Source organism: Algoriphagus resistens (assembly GCF_001442615.1).
GTDB lineage: Bacteria > Bacteroidota > Bacteroidia > Cytophagales > Cyclobacteriaceae > Algoriphagus > Algoriphagus resistens.
Genome location: NZ_LMXN01000001.1, coordinates 19,871 through 37,076, shown reverse-complemented (window position 1 = coordinate 37,076; position 17,206 = coordinate 19,871). Strand labels below are relative to the sequence as shown.

General features: G+C 42.4%; 11 protein-coding genes. 4 read left to right on the top strand and 7 right to left on the bottom strand.

Annotated features, from left to right (window positions below):
- The first annotated feature begins 70 nt into the window (after nucleotides 1-70).
- The gene (locus AS141_RS00135) at nucleotides 71-2,644 is read left to right on the top strand and encodes a mechanosensitive ion channel family protein (RefSeq protein ID WP_057935596.1); all 2,574 of its coding nucleotides are present in this window, start codon (nucleotides 71-73) and stop codon (nucleotides 2,642-2,644) included.
- 25 nt (nucleotides 2,645-2,669) lie between these two features.
- On the opposite strand, the gene AS141_RS00130 is transcribed toward AS141_RS00135, so the two are convergent.
- Nucleotides 2,670-2,861 carry a cold-shock protein gene (locus AS141_RS00130; RefSeq protein WP_057935595.1) on the bottom strand — a complete coding sequence of 64 codons (192 nt, stop codon included), beginning with the start codon at nucleotides 2,859-2,861 and terminating at the stop codon, nucleotides 2,670-2,672.
- Between the two features lie 88 nt (nucleotides 2,862-2,949).
- Between AS141_RS00130 and AS141_RS00125 the strand changes: the two genes are divergently transcribed.
- A complete protein-coding gene (locus AS141_RS00125; protein WP_057935594.1) occupies nucleotides 2,950-3,435 on the top strand; it encodes a SixA phosphatase family protein in 486 nt (161 codons plus the stop codon).
- Between the two features lie 146 nt (nucleotides 3,436-3,581).
- Here the strand turns inward: AS141_RS00125 and AS141_RS00120 are convergent, their stop codons facing one another.
- The 5 genes from AS141_RS00120 to AS141_RS00100 form a co-directional block, all read right to left on the bottom strand.
- Nucleotides 3,582-4,316: an SDR family NAD(P)-dependent oxidoreductase gene (locus tag AS141_RS00120; RefSeq protein WP_057935593.1), complete on the bottom strand. Its 735-nt coding sequence runs from the start codon at nucleotides 4,314-4,316 to the stop codon at nucleotides 3,582-3,584.
- Between the two features lie 23 nt (nucleotides 4,317-4,339).
- Nucleotides 4,340-5,737 carry an ATP-dependent protease ATPase subunit HslU gene (gene hslU, locus AS141_RS00115; RefSeq protein WP_057935592.1) on the bottom strand — a complete coding sequence of 466 codons (1,398 nt, stop codon included), beginning with the start codon at nucleotides 5,735-5,737 and terminating at the stop codon, nucleotides 4,340-4,342.
- A 110-nt stretch (nucleotides 5,738-5,847) separates the two neighbouring features.
- Nucleotides 5,848-8,325 (bottom strand): endopeptidase La, encoded by a 2,478-nt coding sequence (lon, locus tag AS141_RS00110; protein ID WP_057935591.1) that lies wholly within the window; start codon nucleotides 8,323-8,325, stop codon nucleotides 5,848-5,850.
- A gap of 307 nt (nucleotides 8,326-8,632) precedes the next feature.
- Complete coding sequence (gene rseP / locus AS141_RS00105; protein WP_057935590.1) at nucleotides 8,633-9,958, bottom strand: RIP metalloprotease RseP; 1,326 nt, start codon at nucleotides 9,956-9,958, stop codon at nucleotides 8,633-8,635.
- On the bottom strand, nucleotides 9,958-11,124 hold the full coding sequence (locus tag AS141_RS00100; RefSeq protein WP_057935589.1) for a 1-deoxy-D-xylulose-5-phosphate reductoisomerase: 1,167 nt from the start codon (nucleotides 11,122-11,124) through the stop codon (nucleotides 9,958-9,960). Before AS141_RS00100 ends, rseP begins: the two co-directional genes overlap by 1 nt.
- Before the next feature lie 360 nt (nucleotides 11,125-11,484).
- On the opposite strand from AS141_RS00100, the gene AS141_RS00095 reads away from it, so the two are divergent.
- Entirely contained in the window at nucleotides 11,485-12,930 is a 1,446-nt protein-coding gene (locus tag AS141_RS00095) for a trypsin-like peptidase domain-containing protein (RefSeq protein WP_057935588.1), read from the top strand.
- A 3-nt stretch (nucleotides 12,931-12,933) separates the two neighbouring features.
- On the opposite strand, the gene AS141_RS00090 is transcribed toward AS141_RS00095, so the two are convergent.
- The gene (locus AS141_RS00090; RefSeq protein WP_057935587.1) at nucleotides 12,934-13,335 is read right to left on the bottom strand and encodes a hypothetical protein; all 402 of its coding nucleotides are present in this window, start codon (nucleotides 13,333-13,335) and stop codon (nucleotides 12,934-12,936) included.
- 644 nt (nucleotides 13,336-13,979) lie between these two features.
- Between AS141_RS00090 and AS141_RS00085 the strand changes: the two genes are divergently transcribed.
- Nucleotides 13,980-17,204: a SusC/RagA family TonB-linked outer membrane protein gene (locus AS141_RS00085; RefSeq protein ID WP_057935586.1), complete on the top strand. Its 3,225-nt coding sequence runs from the start codon at nucleotides 13,980-13,982 to the stop codon at nucleotides 17,202-17,204.
- Nucleotides 17,205-17,206 lie beyond the last annotated feature (2 nt).

Here is a 17,206-nt window from a genome sequence, read left to right as displayed (position 1 = left end):
ATGCAGCTTGGTAAGCACTACCTGCTCATTTAGATCTATTTTAATTATATTAAAGCCAAATATGTTTTGTATGAAGCGCTTTTTAATTTTCTCAATACTCGTCCTCTCTTTTTCCTTCAGTACGCTGGCACAAGAGAATAGCGACACTCCTAATAGCGCCAAGGAAAATCCCACTACTTCAATTGAAGCAATAGATACGCTTTTTACATTTGCCGATTCAGCAAATCTCCCAACCAGCAACAAAAAATCAGCAGGGGCCATACTTACCCAGGTCATAAACAAAGCCCAGCGCTATGCATTCGATCTGAGCGAATTAAACATTGAGCTTTCTGAGTATTTGGACACAACGGAAATGGCTGAAAATTTACCAAAGATCAATCTGTCAGCCAAAAGAATTAAAGCCAAAACTGAAGCAGATTCGGAATCTCTTAACCACCGCTATTTGATAGGAATGGAGAATCTGGTGTCCACTTATGAGAATCTGAATAAGGCATACCAAAAGAAAATCCAAGAAAGGGTGGACAAGCTATCGGACATAGGAACCAGGTTAGGCAAGATAAAATCAGACTCGCTCTTTGTGATGACTCTCCGTGACAGCACCTTGGTGCCTGCCATCAACAGCGAGCTCAAAATGCTAAAGGAATCTTTAAGAACGGTAGACAGCATTTATGTGGAACAAGAGATTCTTACAGCAAGATTTCAGTCAAGAGTTTCTGAAAACACCATGGTTTTTATGGCTCTGAAACAATTCCTAAACCAAAACAAAAAGAGACTCGACAGACAATATTGGACAAAGGAGATTAATTACCCTTGGGAGGCAATAACTTATTCAAAAACAACAAACCTTCTGACGGTAGTCAAAGATTCACTGGAAGGCAATGCCGCTTTTATGAAAGTATATGTAGAGCGGACGCGTTATACTTTTTTGTTTTGTGGCATTATACTGATTCTTGTCTATTTAAAGATTAGATCAACGATCAGGGAAATTGGCCGCGAGAAGGAATTTGCCTCTCTTATTCTTGACCGCGTAAACTATTTCAAAAAGCATACTTTCTCCTCCACTTTATTAATTCTTCTCCCCATTTTTCTGCTGATCTTCACCAAACCACCCTTGGTTTTTATTTCCATTCTTTCACTTTCTATGGTGATAGCATCCAGCTTTCTCATCAAAGACCAGTTTGGTCAATACCTCAATAAGATCTGGTTTGCCTTTCTCGCCCCTTACCTCTTAGTGGCAGTAAGCAGCTTAAACTGGAAAGTAGTGTATCAGGAGAGATGGTATATACTTCTTTCTTCCCTATTATTTGTAGGAATGGGGATTTTAGTTTTAAAGCACGCGGTATCAGGCAAAGACAAGCATCATACTTTCTTGAAATACCTCGCTATATTCCTTATTGCAATAGAAGGATTTGCATTTTTAACCAATGTATTTGGGCGGTTCAATCTTTCTAAAACCTATTCAGTCACAGGGATTATCTTATTTTATCGAGGTATAGGGCTGTTCCTTTTTGTCAACGTATTTCTAGAAGCCATCTATTTATTTATAGAACACAGCAAAAAAGAGAGCGATGTGTTCACTTCCTATTTTGACTTTCAGGATTTACAGAAACGTATGAAGGGAATACTTTACGTTTTTGCTACCACCGTTTGGGTTTATGGTGTGATCTGGCACTTAGGTTTTTTCGACGACGCTTATACTTGGATCTCAGAATTCTTACTTGCAGACCGTACGCTTGGTGCTACCGTTTTTCAATTCGGCAGCATATTTCTGTTCGTTATTATCCTGTATGTCTCCACATTCCTTGCAAATAACATTGCCTACTTTGCTTCTGTCAAAGATCAAAAAACAGCAACTTCCAGAAAACAACGATTAGGAAGCTCCGTGCTTCTCATCCGCCTTGCTGTCCTGATTATCGGTTTCTTTATAGGTATGACTGCTGCTAAGATACCCTTTGACAAAATTGCTATCGTGTTGGGAGCCTTATCGGTAGGTATAGGTTTTGGGTTGCAAACAATTATCAACAACCTGGTATCAGGAATAATTCTTGCATTCGAACGCCCCATCCAGATCGGAGATGAAATTCAAGTCGGAATGAATGCAGGTACAGTTAAAGATGTAGGAATCCGTGCCAGTAAAATCCAGGCATATGATGGATCCGAAATTGTAGTCCCGAATGGTGACTTGCTATCCCAAAGCTTGATTAACTGGACGCTTTCCGATAAAAAACGAAGAATAGAGCTGATTATTGGAGTAGGATATGGATCTGATATGAAACTGGTAAAGTCAGTCTTGGAGGAGGTGTTGAAAGGGGAACGTATACTGAAAGCTCCTTCCCCACGTGTCTATATGCAAACTTTCAACGATAGTTCTGTGGATTTTCGTGTGCTTTTCTGGGTGGAAAGCATGGACATCTGGGTGGATGTCCGCGCAGAAGTCATGAACGCCATATTTGAAAAATTTGCCGAGAACAATATTGAAATCCCTTTCCCAAAGCGGGATCTTTATTTGAAAAGTGTTCCTTCAAACTGGCAAGAAAAAATATCCAGACCAGGTGAAGACATAAGCCCTATGGAACCGGATTCCAAGTTAGAGGATTACGCCAAAGATAAAAAATCCTCTGAAGGCAAATCTTCAGAGGATTGATTCTCGCTAACAAAAAAGATCTCTATTAAGCTCTTTTGACATTGACTGCATTTGGTCCTTTTTTGCCATCCTTGATGTCATAAGTCACTTTGTCATTCTGTGCGACTTGATCCACCAAACCGGTTGCGTGTACGAATACTTCGCTTTGAGATTCATCGTCAACGATAAATCCAAACCCTTTGGCTTCATTGTAAAATTTTACTGTTCCGGTAAACATAATAAATTGTGATAAATTGGAATTGAAAGAGCGCTAAAAGTAAATATTCGATTAAAAAAAACAAAATAATCATTCTTATTTTCAAGAAATGAAGAAAATAATTTTGGTCAGACACGGAAAATCAGCTTGGAACAACCCTAATCTGGACGATCACGACAGACCTTTGGCTGATCGTGGTTTGAATGATGTGCCCGAAATGGGGTTCCGATTAAAAGAAAAAGGAATACTCCCAGATCTTATAGTAAGTTCTACGGCTACCAGAGCATCTCAAACTGCCAAAATACTCGCCGAGGTGCTCCACATCCCCCAATCGAAAATAACTTACGAGAAAAGTTTATATCACGCGTCTTCTGCTATGATTTTGAAATGTATCCAGAGACAAAATGATTCCAATGAATTGATCTTTGTAGTAGGTCACAATCCCGGAATGAATGACTTTATAGATTTTTTTGGAGGTAATTTGGATAATCTTCCCACCGCGGGGCACTATGGGTGGAATTCTGATACAGAACATTGGCTTCAGGTTCGGCCAGAAAATTCCAGAACCTGGTTTATTGATTACCCTAAGAAATGATTTTGATTGGAAAAGCTAGTCACAGTTTTCAGTACACAGCCCCAGTAAACAAAATTGGACTAGGATGATTTTTTTGAAAGCACTTAGCGTTTCTTAATGCTACGCTTTCTGCACCTAACTCTACTCTTTCTTCAGTTAAAGCATGATCAAGGCAAATCGAAATTTCTCACATCCTGAATTACGTCTTGGAATCGATCTTGATTTTCCAATAGGTAAACGATCTTAGCTGCCACCGACTCTGGCGAGGATAAATTACCATTTTTCTTGTAATTTTTGAACCGCTCGATTTGAGGAAAATCCTGACTATCCGCTTGTCTTATTTCATCCTGCATCTGTGTATCTACTACACCGGGAGCAACACTGAAATATCTTAACTTAGGATCCTTACTTTCTTTGGCAGCAACTTTTGTAAACATCTCCAACCCTGCTTTGGTACTACAATATCCACCCCAGCCTTCTACAGGTTTGGAAGCTGCCCCAGAGCTGATATTGCAAATGGTCTTTCTCGCCTTTGTATTCCTAAAAGCTGCCACAAAAGCATTTGTCAGACACATTGGTGCCAATAAATTGATGCTGATCTGAGAACTCAAATCCTTCACTTGAAGATTTCCCACCGATTTGACTTCTCCTATCCATCCAGCATTGTTAATTAGAATAATCTGCTTAAAATCCCCAAGGGGGAAAAGTCTTGTAAATGCATCTTCCATGACCCCAATCTCACTGAAATCCATGCTGATTTCAGTGAGATTGGGGGTGTTCAATCCAAGTTTGGTTCTGGAAATCCCAATAATTTCAAACTCATCCTTCTGAAGGTAAGCATCCAAAATAGCTCTTCCCAGACCTTTACTATGCCCTGTAAGTATTAGAAGTGAGTTCTGCATAAGGATATATATTCAGACCTAATTTACAGAATATACTGCGATAAATCTCTGTTTTGAACAAGGGAGCTCAGCCTGTCCTGCACCATTTCTTTGGTAACCATGATCTTGGAATTGGCTGTAATGGTATCCGGCACATCAAACAGGAAATCGTTGAGCAAGTGACTCATCACTGTATGAAGCCTTCTTGCCCCAATATTTTCCACTTCCTGATTTATCAGAAATGCCAGTCTGGCAATCTCCTCAATAGATTCATCATTGAATTCAAGATAAACTTCCTCTGACTCAAATAGGGCTTGATACTGCTTGGTAAGCGCATTTTTTGGTTCTCGCAGAATCCGTGAAAAATCCTCTTGCGTCAAGCTCTGAAGCTCCACCCGGATTGGAAATCTACCCTGTAGCTCAGGGATCAAATCCGATGGTTTGGCCACATGAAAAGCACCTGCCGCTATGAACAACACATGATCGGTGTTAATCACACCATATTTGGTATTGACTGCTGACCCTTCCACAATCGGAAGCAGATCCCGCTGCACACCTTCCCTGCTCACATCAGGCCCTCCTCCATTTTTACCTGATTTAGAGGCGATCTTATCTATCTCATCTATGAAGATGATTCCATTATTTTCGGCAAGTCTTATCGCCTCTTCCTTCACTTCCTCAAAGTCAACCAGCTTGGACATCTCCTCCTCAAGCAATATTTTCCTTGCCTCAGAAATACTTACTTTACGCTTTTTGACTTTTTTGGGCATCATGTTGGAAATCATATCCTGAAGACCTGCCATACTTGCATCATCCATCATCCCGTTCCCGATCATGCCTACTCCCATAGGAGAACCTGCTTTCACGTTGATTTCAACTTTTCGATCGTCCAATTCCCCATCACGAAGCTTCTCCCTGAATCGCTCACGCGTTCTCTCATTCAACTCTGCATCACTGCTTGGCTCTTCATTCTCATCTGTATCAACAGGAATCGCGCGAGTAAATCCAGTATTTTTGACGGGAGGAATCAAAATATCAAGAATAATTTCTTCCACAGATTCGGCTGCTTTAGCCTTTACCGCTTCATTTTTCTGCTCTCTTACCAATGCCACTGACTGCTCTACAAGATCTCTTACCATGCTCTCCACATCCCTACCTACATAGCCTACCTCTGTAAATTTGGAAGCCTCCACCTTAGTGAATGGTGCATGGGCTACTTTTGCCAATCGCCTGGCTATCTCAGTCTTCCCTACCCCGGTAGATCCGATCATCAAAATATTATTCGGTACAATATCCTTTTGAATAGCTGTCTTCACCATCAAGCGACGGATTCTATTTCTCAGTGCAATAGCGACGTTGCGTTTCGCGTCGTTTTGTCCGATTATATATTTGTCCAACTCGGCGACGATCTGTCTAGGAGTAAGTGAAAGTATTTTTTCCATGATGTTAGGTTAAAATGTGCTCAGATCGATGTGGTTAGTTGCGACCTGAGCTTTAATAGGTATTATAGTTGAAGGAAAAAGCCTCTAGTCTGAAAGCTTTAATATTCCTTTTAGTTGTCTTTTCCGGTTTCGGGCTGGAGGCTGAAATGCAGTGGATTATCCACTTTAGCTTTTAGCAAAGCGATATCCAAAACCTCCTCCACTTTACTCACAAAGTGAAATTCCACTCCTTTTATGTATTGCTCGTCGATTTCCTCAATATCCCGCCTGTTCTTGCTGCAAAGTATAATTTCTTTGATACCGGCCCGTTTTGCGGCTAAGATTTTTTCCTTTATCCCCCCTACAGGCATCACTTTGCCTATCAAACTAATCTCCCCTGTCATAGCCACCTTTGCTTTCACCTTTCTCTGAGTGAACACCGAAGCCATCGCAGTAAGCATGGTGATACCTGCAGAAGGCCCATCTTTTGGCACTGCCCCGGCGGGCACATGGATATGAAGATCATATTGGTCAAATACTCTGTGATCAATCCCCAATCTGTCAGCTTTTGATTTCAGATACGACAGGGCAGTTATCGCAGATTCTTTCATCACATCGCCTAGCTGTCCGGAAAGCGTAAGTTTGCCTTTCCCTCTGCTCAAGCTAGTTTCTATGAATAAAATCTCTCCCCCGACACTTGTCCATGCCAAGCCAGTCACCACCCCCGCAATACTATTGTCAGTATAAGATTCCTTGTCGAAAATCTCAGAACCCAATATTTTTCTGACCGCCGAAGCAGTGATCTTTGGGTTATATTCCTCTTCCATTGCAATGGATTTGGCAATATTTCTTACCACTTTTCCAATTGCTCTCTCCAGGCTTCTGACGCCGGATTCTCGGGTATAGTCTTCTATTAATTTCACCAACGCAGCTTTATCAAACGTAATCTGCTTGGCTTTCAACCCATGTTCTTTTCTCTGCTTAGGAACTAGGTGGCGCTTGGCGATTTCCACCTTTTCCTCTTGGGTATAGCCAGTCACCTCGATGATTTCCATTCTGTCACGCAAGGCGGGCTGAATTGTATCAAGTGAATTGGCAGTGGCAATGAAGAGCACCTTGCTCAGGTCATATTCCACCTCTAGGTAGTTATCCAAGAACGCATTGTTTTGTTCCGGATCCAGCACTTCCAAAAATGCCGAAGAGGGATCTCCCCGAAAATCAGAAGAGAGCTTATCTATCTCATCCAGCACGTAAACCGGATTTGAGATTTTCACTTTTTTCATGTTTTGGATGATCTTACCCGGCATAGCGCCAACGTAGGTCTTTCTGTGCCCACGGATCTCAGCTTCGTCATGCATACCTCCCAGAGACATTCTGACATATTTTCTTCCCAATGCTGCCGCTACAGATTTACCCAGAGATGTTTTACCCACACCCGGAGGGCCATATAGACAAAGAATTGGGCCTTTCAGATCATTCTTTAACTTCAAAACCGCCAGATATTCTATAATTCTTTCTTTGACTTTTTCCAGCCCAAAATGATCTCCATCCAACACCTTCCTGGCATGGTTCAGGTCAAAATTATCTTGGGTAAATTCGTTCCAAGGCAGCTCCACCATGGTTTCTGCATAATTCAATGCGATAGGATACTCTGCCGCAGATGGATTAATTCTAAGGATTTTATCGAGTTCTTTCTGAAAATGCTTGTTGACTTCCGGAGACCATTTTTTCAATGCACCACGGGCAGCAAGATCCTCAACTTCCTTTTCAGGGCCTTCATCACCGAGTTCCGTTTGAAGCACTTTCATCTGCTGGCGAAGGAAATAGTCCCGTTGTTGCTGATCTATATCTGTATGTACTTTTTTCTGAATCTCAGATTTCAGTTCCAGCATCTGGATATCCTTCATCATGAATTCAAGCAAAAGTGTAGCCCGCTCCACACCATCATTGATCTCCAACAATCGCTGCTTGGCTTCCACTGGAGCATTGATATTGGAGGAGAGAAAATGAGTAAGAAAAGGCGTATTGTCGATGTTATCCAAAGCTACCTGCGCTTCGCGTGGAATCTCAGGGTTTAACAGGAGAATTCGTGTAGCAGATTCTTTCAAAGACTCTTCAAGCGCTTGGATCTTCTTGGAACTCTTCGGGAAATTCTCTTCCAAATACTCGGCTTTTGCGATAAAATACGGGTCATCTGTGATTTGCTCACTGATTTTAAAACGCTTTTTGCCCTGAATAATAATCGTGGTGTTTCCGTCAGGAAGCACGATCATTTTTATGATCTTGGCAACTGTACCAAATTGGTAGATATCCTCCCACGCCGGATCATCTATGTTTGGATTGATCTGAGCACAAACTCCTATCAATTTATTTCCTTTTTGGGCTTTTTTAACCAGGCGGATAGAGCGTTGCCTTCCCACGGTAATGGGTATCACCACTCCGGGGAAAAGGACTGTATTTCTCACTGAAAGGATAGGGATTTCTTCTTCAAGAACTTCCTTTCCTTGTGCATCATCTTCCTCGTCTGTAATCAGCTGGATCAGATCACCCTCCCCGGCAAATTCACCGACCATTAAGTTTTGAAACACAGAATTTTCGAATTGGCTCATATAGACAGATTGACAGCCAGGCTGTCTGTTTTATGCTAAAATAAAAGAAGAACCTTCAATAAACGAAGATTCTTCCTAAAAGGTCAAGGTGCATGCCAAGAGACCGAAGTGGTCAGAATGGCAGTTATTGGTCAAGATATTCTGGATCAAACTCAAAAAGTGACTACCTGAGTAGGCGCAAATCTCATCGTTTGATTGAAATGGGTAATTCCAATTAAAACAGGAAACACTAAATCCATGCTGCCAGGCCTTGCTGGATTTTGCCCCTGAAATTTCTCTCGGCTTTATTTTGGTTTTTCTCTAGCTTTTACCCCTCTCCGGTAAATAGCTTCAGCACATCATTTCCAATGGCGAAAACCATCAATGCCAAGAGAATCACCATGCCGACTTTCTGGGCATTCTCAAGAAATCTATCCGAAGGTGCCCTTCCGGAAATCATTTCATAAAGTAAGAAAATCACATGCCCTCCATCCAGTGCAGGAATTGGCAGCAAGTTCATAAATGCAAGAATCATCGATATCAAGCCAGTAATAGTCCAAAACTTAGTCCAGTTCCAGGTATCGCCGTAGATCTTCGCCATACCGATAGGACCACTTACGTTTTTGGTAGACACCTCTCCGGTAAACATTTTGCCCATGGCTTTTGCATTTACTATTACCACAGTAAATGCCTTAGCTGTTCCTTTTTTCAGTGATTCAGTGAAGCCATACTTTCGCTGCACCATATCAATCATCGGATTTACAAGAATATCAACCGTTCCACGGTCAGTGACCGCCACCATCGTATGTATGGTGTCGTTTGAGTTGGTCAAGAGCTCAAAATCCGCCTCTTGACTTTTAGCATTTGCAAGTGCTGATTGAAGTTCATCAAAGTACGTGATAGATTGCCCATTTACTGATAGAATCTTATGATCTGTGGTAATCCCTGCTTTATCCGCCACCCCTCCTTTATCTATTTCCTTCAGTTCAAACGGAAACCGGATATCCACAAAATTATTCATCGCCTCCTTACTATTGAAGGAATTGATAAAGCCTCTTGGAATAGCTACCTTTAGGGTATCTGCCCCACGGACTACCGTATAGTAGCCATTTTCGCTAAGTAGCGCAGAACCGGCAGTCAGATCACCGAGAGATTGATACGGTTCACCATTAATATCCAATATTTTATCTCCGGTCTGCAAGCCAATGGACTCACCGATCTCCAAGGCTACGATTCCATTTTCTATGACCTGATCACGGGAATAATACGTCTCACCGTTGTTATAAACCAAGATCACAAAAATAACAATGCCCGTAACGACATTGACTATAATCCCTCCCAGCATCACGATAAGGCGCTGCCAAGCTGGCTTGGAGCGGAACTCCCAAGGCTGTGGCTCACCGGCCATCTGCTCAGAATCCATGGATTCGTCCACCATTCCGGAGATTTTCACAAACCCTCCCAATGGTATCGCCCCAATGGAATATTCAGTTTCACCATACTGGAATCCGGCGATTTTCGGAGGAAATCCAATTGAGAATTTCTCTACTCTCATGCCAAACATCTTGGCAGTAAGCAAGTGGCCCAACTCGTGCAACCCTACCAGAATTGATAATCCCAGGAGCAATTGGCCCACCATAATTAAGGTATCCATTATACTTTATTCGTTATTAGTTCTTTAGTAATTTCTCTTGCCCGCTTATCTGTCTCCACGTAATCCTCCAGATTCGGTTGTGCAATAAACTCAGCTTTTTCGAGAGTTTCGCCAATCAAATCTGACATTTCCAGAAAACCTACCTCTTTCTTTAGGAAAGCAGCTACCGCTATTTCATTGGCAGCATTTAGCACACAGGGAGCGTTACCACCCTTGGCAAGTGCATTGTAAGCCAATTGAAGGTTCTTAAAGGTTGTTAAATCCGGTTGTTCAAAGGTTAATTGGGGGTAATTCATAAAGTCAAACCGCTCAAAATCACTTTTCAAACGATCTGGGAAACTTAGGGCAAACTGAATTGGGATACGCATATCCGGCAATCCGAGTTGTGCTTTAATGGATCCATCCTCAAACTGCACCATTGAATGAATGATACTTTGCGGATGTACGACAACCTCTACCTGTTCGGTTTTCAGGCCAAAAAGCCATTTCGCTTCGATCACTTCCAGCCCCTTGTTCATCAAAGTAGCGGAGTCAATTGTAATTTTTGCCCCCATTTCCCAATTAGGGTGCTTTAGGGCCTGTTCTCTTGTGACTGTCGCTAAGAAGGATCTGTCCATTCCCCTAAACGGACCGCCGGAAGCAGTAAGTATGATTTTCTCAATAGGATTATGAAACTCACCAATCAAACATTGAAAAATTGCCGAATGCTCTGAATCAACAGGATAGATATTGACCCGATTTTCCTTTGCCAAGGAAGTAATTATCTCACCTGCAACAACCAATGTTTCCTTATTGGCGAGTGCTATTTGCTTTCCGGCCTTGATTGCATTCACCGTTGGTATCAGCCCAGAATACCCCACCAAGGCGGTCAAAACCACATCGATAGTAGCCATTTCTACCACTTGGGCAATCGCCTTAACCCCAGCATAAACCTTTATATCCTTTGGCTGCAAGACATCCCGGACCTGTGGATAAAGCTCCTCATTACCAATCACTACGGCATTTGGGATAAATTCCAACGCCTGGGATATCAGTAAATCTGCATTATTCTGTGCGGTAAGAACCTCAACGATAAAGTCTTCAGGATGCTTACGAATTACCTCTAGGGTTTGAGTACCAATGCTTCCGGTGCTACCCAAGATGGCTACGCGTTTCGGTTCTGTCATTCAATTAGTAATTGTTGAGTAATTAAAACTCCCACAAGTTGGAGAATTTTCTCACTAGCTGACAAAATTACAAGATGCTCAGACTTTTCCTCGTACAAATCGTCAGTTTTTACCAAATGGCATGATAATTAATCTCATAAGCCTTACGATGAAGTATCCAGATTCCCTTTGTTTGCCTGGCTGGAAGAGCGATATCCGAAAGCCGAAGTTTGCCTAAGACGAAGATTTGAGCTTGTACTATCCTTTTAGATAGAATGTGAAAGCAAACAGGACAGCCATCGTATTTTTATAAACCTTAAAAAATGTGAATCTATAAAACGGAATATCAACAAACTCGTCAAACTGATAAATGATTCGCCTATGAACAGTCTATTCAAAACAACCGGAGTTTCCTTTCTGGCAGGCTTGGCAGGAGCTGCATTCTGGACAACTTTCAATTTCAATAAACCTGAGCAATTTTCAGATTACCCACAGAATAATAAAACAGAAGTAAGTTTTGCTTCACAATATAATCCTTCGCCAAATCGCCCGACCACAGACGCCCCGATTTCTTTTGTAGAAGCCTCAGAAAACAGTACTGAATCTGTTGTATTTATCAAGAATTTTTCCGGAACTGATCCTAGAAGGTATAGTATGTTTGACTACTTCTTCGGAGGGGGCGGAGTTCCCCAACAGGTCAGCACTGGATCGGGAGTGATTATTTCTGATGACGGTTACATCGTGACCAACAACCACGTAATAGACAGGGCTGAAACGATTGAGGTCGTGCACAAGAAAAGAACCTACAAAGCCAAGTTGGTTGGGACAGACAAAAACACCGATATAGCAGTACTTAAAATCGAGGAAACAAATCTCCCGGCGATCAAGCGAGGCAGTAGCCGGGATCTGAAAATCGGCGAGTGGGTGTTGGCAGTCGGCAATCCTTTCAATCTTACTTCCACTGTTACTGCCGGTATAGTTTCTGCCAAAGAGCGCCAGATAAATATTCTGGGTGGGGATTTCCCACTGGAAAGCTTCATCCAAACGGACGCACCTATTAATCCCGGAAACTCTGGAGGTGCTTTGGTGAATGTGAATGGGGAATTGGTCGGAATTAATACAGCCATTTTATCAAGAACCGGTTCCTATACAGGTTATGGTTTTGCCGTACCGGTGGACATCGCAATGAAGGTATCCAATGATTTGATACAATACGGAGAGGTCCAAAAGGCTATTCCGGGCATTGAAGCAGTGGAGATCACACCAGAACTCGCTGAAGAAATGAATATCAAAACACTTGACGGTGTGATTGTAACCCATGTGATCAAAAACGGTGCGGCAGAAAGAGCAGGATTACAACGCAATGATGTCATCACCCAGCTCGGTTCTCAGGCAATCACCGGAAAAGGAAGCTTTGAAGAAGCACTATCCTATTATTACCCTGGGGATGATCTTTCTGTAACTTATTTAAGAAGTGGCTCTGCCAAAACAGCCAATCTTCAACTTCAAAATCTAGAAGGTGGCAATGGTGTAATCAAGCGGGAATTTTATAGCTCCAGCATTTTGGGAGCAAGACTTGAAGCCGTTAATACTATTGAGAAAGACAAGTTTGGCGTTGATCATGGTATCAAAATCACCGGTCTGACACGGGGCTATCTAAGAGAACTTGGGCTTAGAGAGGGATTCATAATCACCCAAATAAATGGTAATCCTGCCAAGGATCCAGATAAAGTGGGAGCCTATTTGGAGAAATTCAGTGGAAGGCTACTGTTGGAAGGCGTGGCTTCCAATGGACAGCCATTTATGCAGAGTTATTCGATCCGTTGAAGCTTATTGCACAAACTTGAAAGGTTGCGACCATTGGATAGAAGTTCCGTCCTTACGAAGAAAATCTATCCATACCACGTAATTAGCCGGTACATCAGAGGCCTTCCAATCCATAGTCAGCGTTTGATCCTGCTGAATAAACTGACCTGAGACCCAAAGTAAAACAGGTCTTAGGCCTGGATCAGTTGGATCAAACGCTTCTTCAACCTGGACCAATTGGTTGACTCCATGGTAATATGGATAGGCTTCCTTTTTGGTCTTTAGCGGATCATCAAATTCTTCTTTCATCTCAATGTTGACTACTCCAAACCAACCTAAAACACCAAATCTTTTGAGCGATTGAATAGAGTTATAAACAGAAATTGATTTGATGAGGTGAGACGGAGTCTCCGTTAATTCCCCCATTTCAAAATCGGCGATCTGTCAAATAGAGTAAACGGCCCCTTTTCGAAGCGAAATCCAGCAATTTCCGGAGAAAGAACAAGCTGAAAGCCGTTTTTACTGAGCTTCACAGAAGTCTTGTGCATTTTACCTAAAAAGGCTTCTATTAGGGTGTCAATACTTTGGCAATCTTTTTTACCTCAGACCTTCACTGGTAAAAAGAAGGAAAGACCCTTTTCTAGAACAATAAGTCCGCATACTGATTAGCTTTCCCGGGTCAAGTTCGGATAATACTGAAAGACTGTTGATGAAATTCGGCACCCTTCATACCCTATTTACGGCACGAGAAGAGGAATTCTTACTGGTAATGGGAATCGGTAAAAATCAGTAGAGACACTTAATAAAGATGTCGAGAATGTGAGATGTTGCGTGTATTTCTGGGAATGGATTTATGATTTTTAGTGGTCCCTCTCCCAAGACTGTATCCAACGGCTCTTCTATTCAGTCTTCCATCTGGATGAATAATTGAATGGAAAAAACCTATGCAAGCATCTTTCTGATTCAGGATAGAGTTTCCATTAAATCCAATTCAATATCAATATGTTACTAGAGTATAATTTTTTCATGAAATATTTATTATATTTCACTCTAATTAAAATCAAACACATATGAAAAAAAGTGTACTATTAACCTTCGTACTATGTATGTTTTTGCAATATTCTTTTGCTCAGACTACATCAGTGACAGGAAAGGTTACTTCTGCTGAGGACGGGAGTCCGATCCCTGGAGTAAGTATCCTTGTAAAAGGCACCAACGTGGGTGCCGTGACAGATTTGGAAGGCGAGTATTCCATAAGCTTGCCAGCTGAAGGAGAAGTTTTGGTCTTCTCATTTATAGGTATGGCTACCCAAGAAGTACCAGTGGGTGGTAGAACGGTCATCGATGTGGTGCTCGAGTACGATGCCGCGGAATTGTCAGAGGTAGTCGTGACGGCATTAGGTATCGAAAGAAGTAGGAATGAACTTGCTTATTCAGCTCAAGAGGTGAAAGGTGACCAGGTATCCAGAGCTAGAACTGCGGATTTTGTGAGCACACTTTCAGGTAAAGTTGCCGGATTGGATATCCGTACCAACAATACCATGGGAGGATCTACCAATGTCGTGATCCGTGGTTATTCTTCTATCTCAGGAAATAACCAGGCCTTGTTTGTGATCGATGGTGTTCCAGTAAGTAATGCAAACAACAATACAGCAGGACAGCAGGCCGGTGGTGTAGGTGTGGATTATGGAAACGCTGCAGCGGACATCAACCCAGACAACATCGAGTCTGTCAACGTACTGAAAGGTGCAGCGGCTACAGCCTTGTATGGTTCACGTGCAGCAAACGGTGTGATCATGATTACAACCAAGAAAGGCAAAAAGAACAGCATGAATATCGCCATAAACAGTGGTGTCATCTGGAGTAGCATGGATAAGAGTACTTTTGTGAAATACCAGAAGGAATATGGTGGAGGTTACTATCAAGTATTCCGGACTCCTGTAGATATGGGCAGCGGGGTGGCTCCAGTCGTGAGATTTCAGGATGATGCTTCTTATGGCCCAGCTTTTGATCCAAGCTTGCAGGTATATCAGTGGGATGCAGTCGACCCTACTTCTCCTAATTTTGGCAAAACCCGGCCTTGGCTTCCAGCTGAAAATGACCCGAGTACCTTCTATGAGACTGGCCTAAATTCCAACCAGAGCATAACCATAAACGGAGGCGGAGACCAAACAGTCTTTAATCTGGGATATACCAGAAATGACATTAAAGGCAACCTCCCAAATAGTAACATTGATAAGAACATGATCAATTTCACTGCTTCTTATAATGCTACTGAAAAGCTGACCGTAAGTGCTTCAGCGAATTATACGAATACGCAAGGTGTGGGCAGATATGGAACAGGCTATAATGGCAGAAACCCGAATCAGAGTTTTAGACAATGGTGGCAGACCAATGTAGACATTAAGGAACAGGAATCTGCCTACTTCAGAAACGGGCTGAATGAAACCTGGAACTGGAATGCTTCCAATACAGGACCAATCTATAGTGACAACCCGTACTGGACAGCTTGGGAAAACTATTCCAATGACTCAAGGGACAACATCTATGGCTATATCATGCTCAACTACAAACTTACCGACTGGATGAGCATCATGGGTAGAGCTACCCTGAACTCCACCACGGATATGCAGGAAGAGCGGTTGGCTGTGGGAAGTACCGGCGTAAGCCAATATGCCAGATACAACAGAGACCACAGAGAGTCCAACTATGATTTGATGTTAAATTTCAACAAAGATATATCCGAGGATATAAGCTTTAACGGACTTTTGGGTGGAAATATCCGTAGAGAAGAGACCAGTTCCATCCGTGCGAGTACTAATGGCGGACTTGTCGTTCCTGGACTATATTCACTCTCTAATTCCGCCAATCCGGTCAATCCTCCTGTTGAGGAGTATTTACGAAGAGGGGTAGATGGGGTATTTGCCAATGCTAACTTTGGCTACAAGGAGAAGCTTTTCCTGGAATTGTCTGCTCGTCAGGATAAATCCACTACACTTCCGGAAGGAGATAATACCTATTTCTATCCTGCAGTAGGTGCAAACTACGTGCTTACAGATGCCTTTAAAAGCGTTTCATGGATCTCTCATGGAAAAATCAGAGCAAATTACGCCGAAGTAGGTAATGATGCTCCTCCATTGAGTATCTATGATGTCTATGACAAGCCTACAAGCTTTGGTTCCGTGCCGATTTTCTCGCTTCCAAATACAAAGAATAATTCCAGCTTGAAACCGGAAAGACAGAGAAGTTACGAAGCTGGTCTTGAAATGGACTTTTTCAACAGCTTGTTTGGATTTGACTTCACTGTATATCAGTCTAGCACCATCGATCAAATCTTGCCAGTCAACGTTACTGCAGCTTCCGGTTACACCCGGAGATTTGTGAACGCAGGTGAAATGAAAAATAAGGGTATTGAAGTAAGTGCTTACGTTACTCCTATTTCTAACAACAACTTCACTTGGGATCTTCGACTTAACTTTTCCCGTAACCGAAATGAAGTGATCAGTCTGTACGGTGAAGGGGACAATAAAGTAGACAACGTACTAATAGCTTCCTTCCAGGGCGGCGTATCCGTCAATGCTGCTGTTGGACACCCTTACGGTGTGATCCGTGGTAACGACTTTGTTTACACTAATGGAGAAAGGACTGTCGATGAAAATGGCTTCTATATGGTGGACGGTGATGCTAGCACAATCATCGGAGATCCTAATCCGGACTGGTTGGGAGGTATCAACAATACCCTTACCTACAGGGGGTTGTCTCTTGCCTTCCTGATCGATATCCGTAAAGGTGGAGATTTATGGTCTCTTGATCAGTGGTATGGTGAAGCGACCGGACTTTATCCTGAAACCGCAGGACTGAATGACAAAGGCAACCCTTCTCGACTTCCTGTCTCTGAAGGAGGAGGAGTATTGCTGCCTGGAGTAAAAGAAGATGGTACTCCAAACGACATATACGCCGAAAACCAAAATGGTGACGGACTGACTCCATTTGGATATGCCGCCAACAACTACGTAGGAGCTCCTAGAGCATGGTATGTATATGATGGCAGCTATGTCAAACTGAGAGAGCTTATCCTTTCCTATTCTTTGCCTAAGACGCTATTTGGTAGCAACAGTGCTATCAAGGGAGTTGATTTGCAGCTAGTAGGCCGTAATCTATGGATCATCCATAAAAACATGAAGTATTCTGATCCTGAAGAAGGTTTGAGTTCAGGAAATGCCGGCAGGGGTTATCAAAGTGGTGCCTATCCAGCTATGAGGAATTATGGGTTTAATGTGAAATTGAATTTCTAAAA

Excerpts from the sequence above, each read along its gene's own strand:
- hslU (WP_057935592.1), bottom strand. The coding sequence starts at position 5,737 with ATGGAAAAAATACTTTCACTTACTCCTAGACAGATCGTCGCCGAGTTG.
- AS141_RS00100 (WP_057935589.1), bottom strand. The coding sequence starts at position 11,124 with ATGACAGAACCGAAACGCGTAGCCATCTTGGGTAGCACCGGAAGCATT.
- AS141_RS00130 (WP_057935595.1), bottom strand. The coding sequence starts at position 2,861 with ATGTTTACCGGAACAGTAAAATTTTACAATGAAGCCAAAGGGTTTGGA.
- AS141_RS00125 (WP_057935594.1), top strand. The coding sequence starts at position 2,950 with ATGAAGAAAATAATTTTGGTCAGACACGGAAAATCAGCTTGGAACAAC.
- AS141_RS00085 (WP_057935586.1), top strand. The coding sequence starts at position 13,980 with ATGAAAAAAAGTGTACTATTAACCTTCGTACTATGTATGTTTTTGCAA.
- lon (WP_057935591.1), bottom strand. The coding sequence starts at position 8,325 with ATGAGCCAATTCGAAAATTCTGTGTTTCAAAACTTAATGGTCGGTGAA.
- AS141_RS00090 (WP_057935587.1), bottom strand. The coding sequence starts at position 13,335 with ATGGGGGAATTAACGGAGACTCCGTCTCACCTCATCAAATCAATTTCT.
- AS141_RS00095 (WP_057935588.1), top strand. The coding sequence starts at position 11,485 with ATGAACAGTCTATTCAAAACAACCGGAGTTTCCTTTCTGGCAGGCTTG.
- AS141_RS00120 (WP_057935593.1), bottom strand. The coding sequence starts at position 4,316 with ATGCAGAACTCACTTCTAATACTTACAGGGCATAGTAAAGGTCTGGGA.
- AS141_RS00135 (WP_057935596.1), top strand. The coding sequence starts at position 71 with ATGAAGCGCTTTTTAATTTTCTCAATACTCGTCCTCTCTTTTTCCTTC.
- rseP (WP_057935590.1), bottom strand. The coding sequence starts at position 9,958 with ATGGATACCTTAATTATGGTGGGCCAATTGCTCCTGGGATTATCAATT.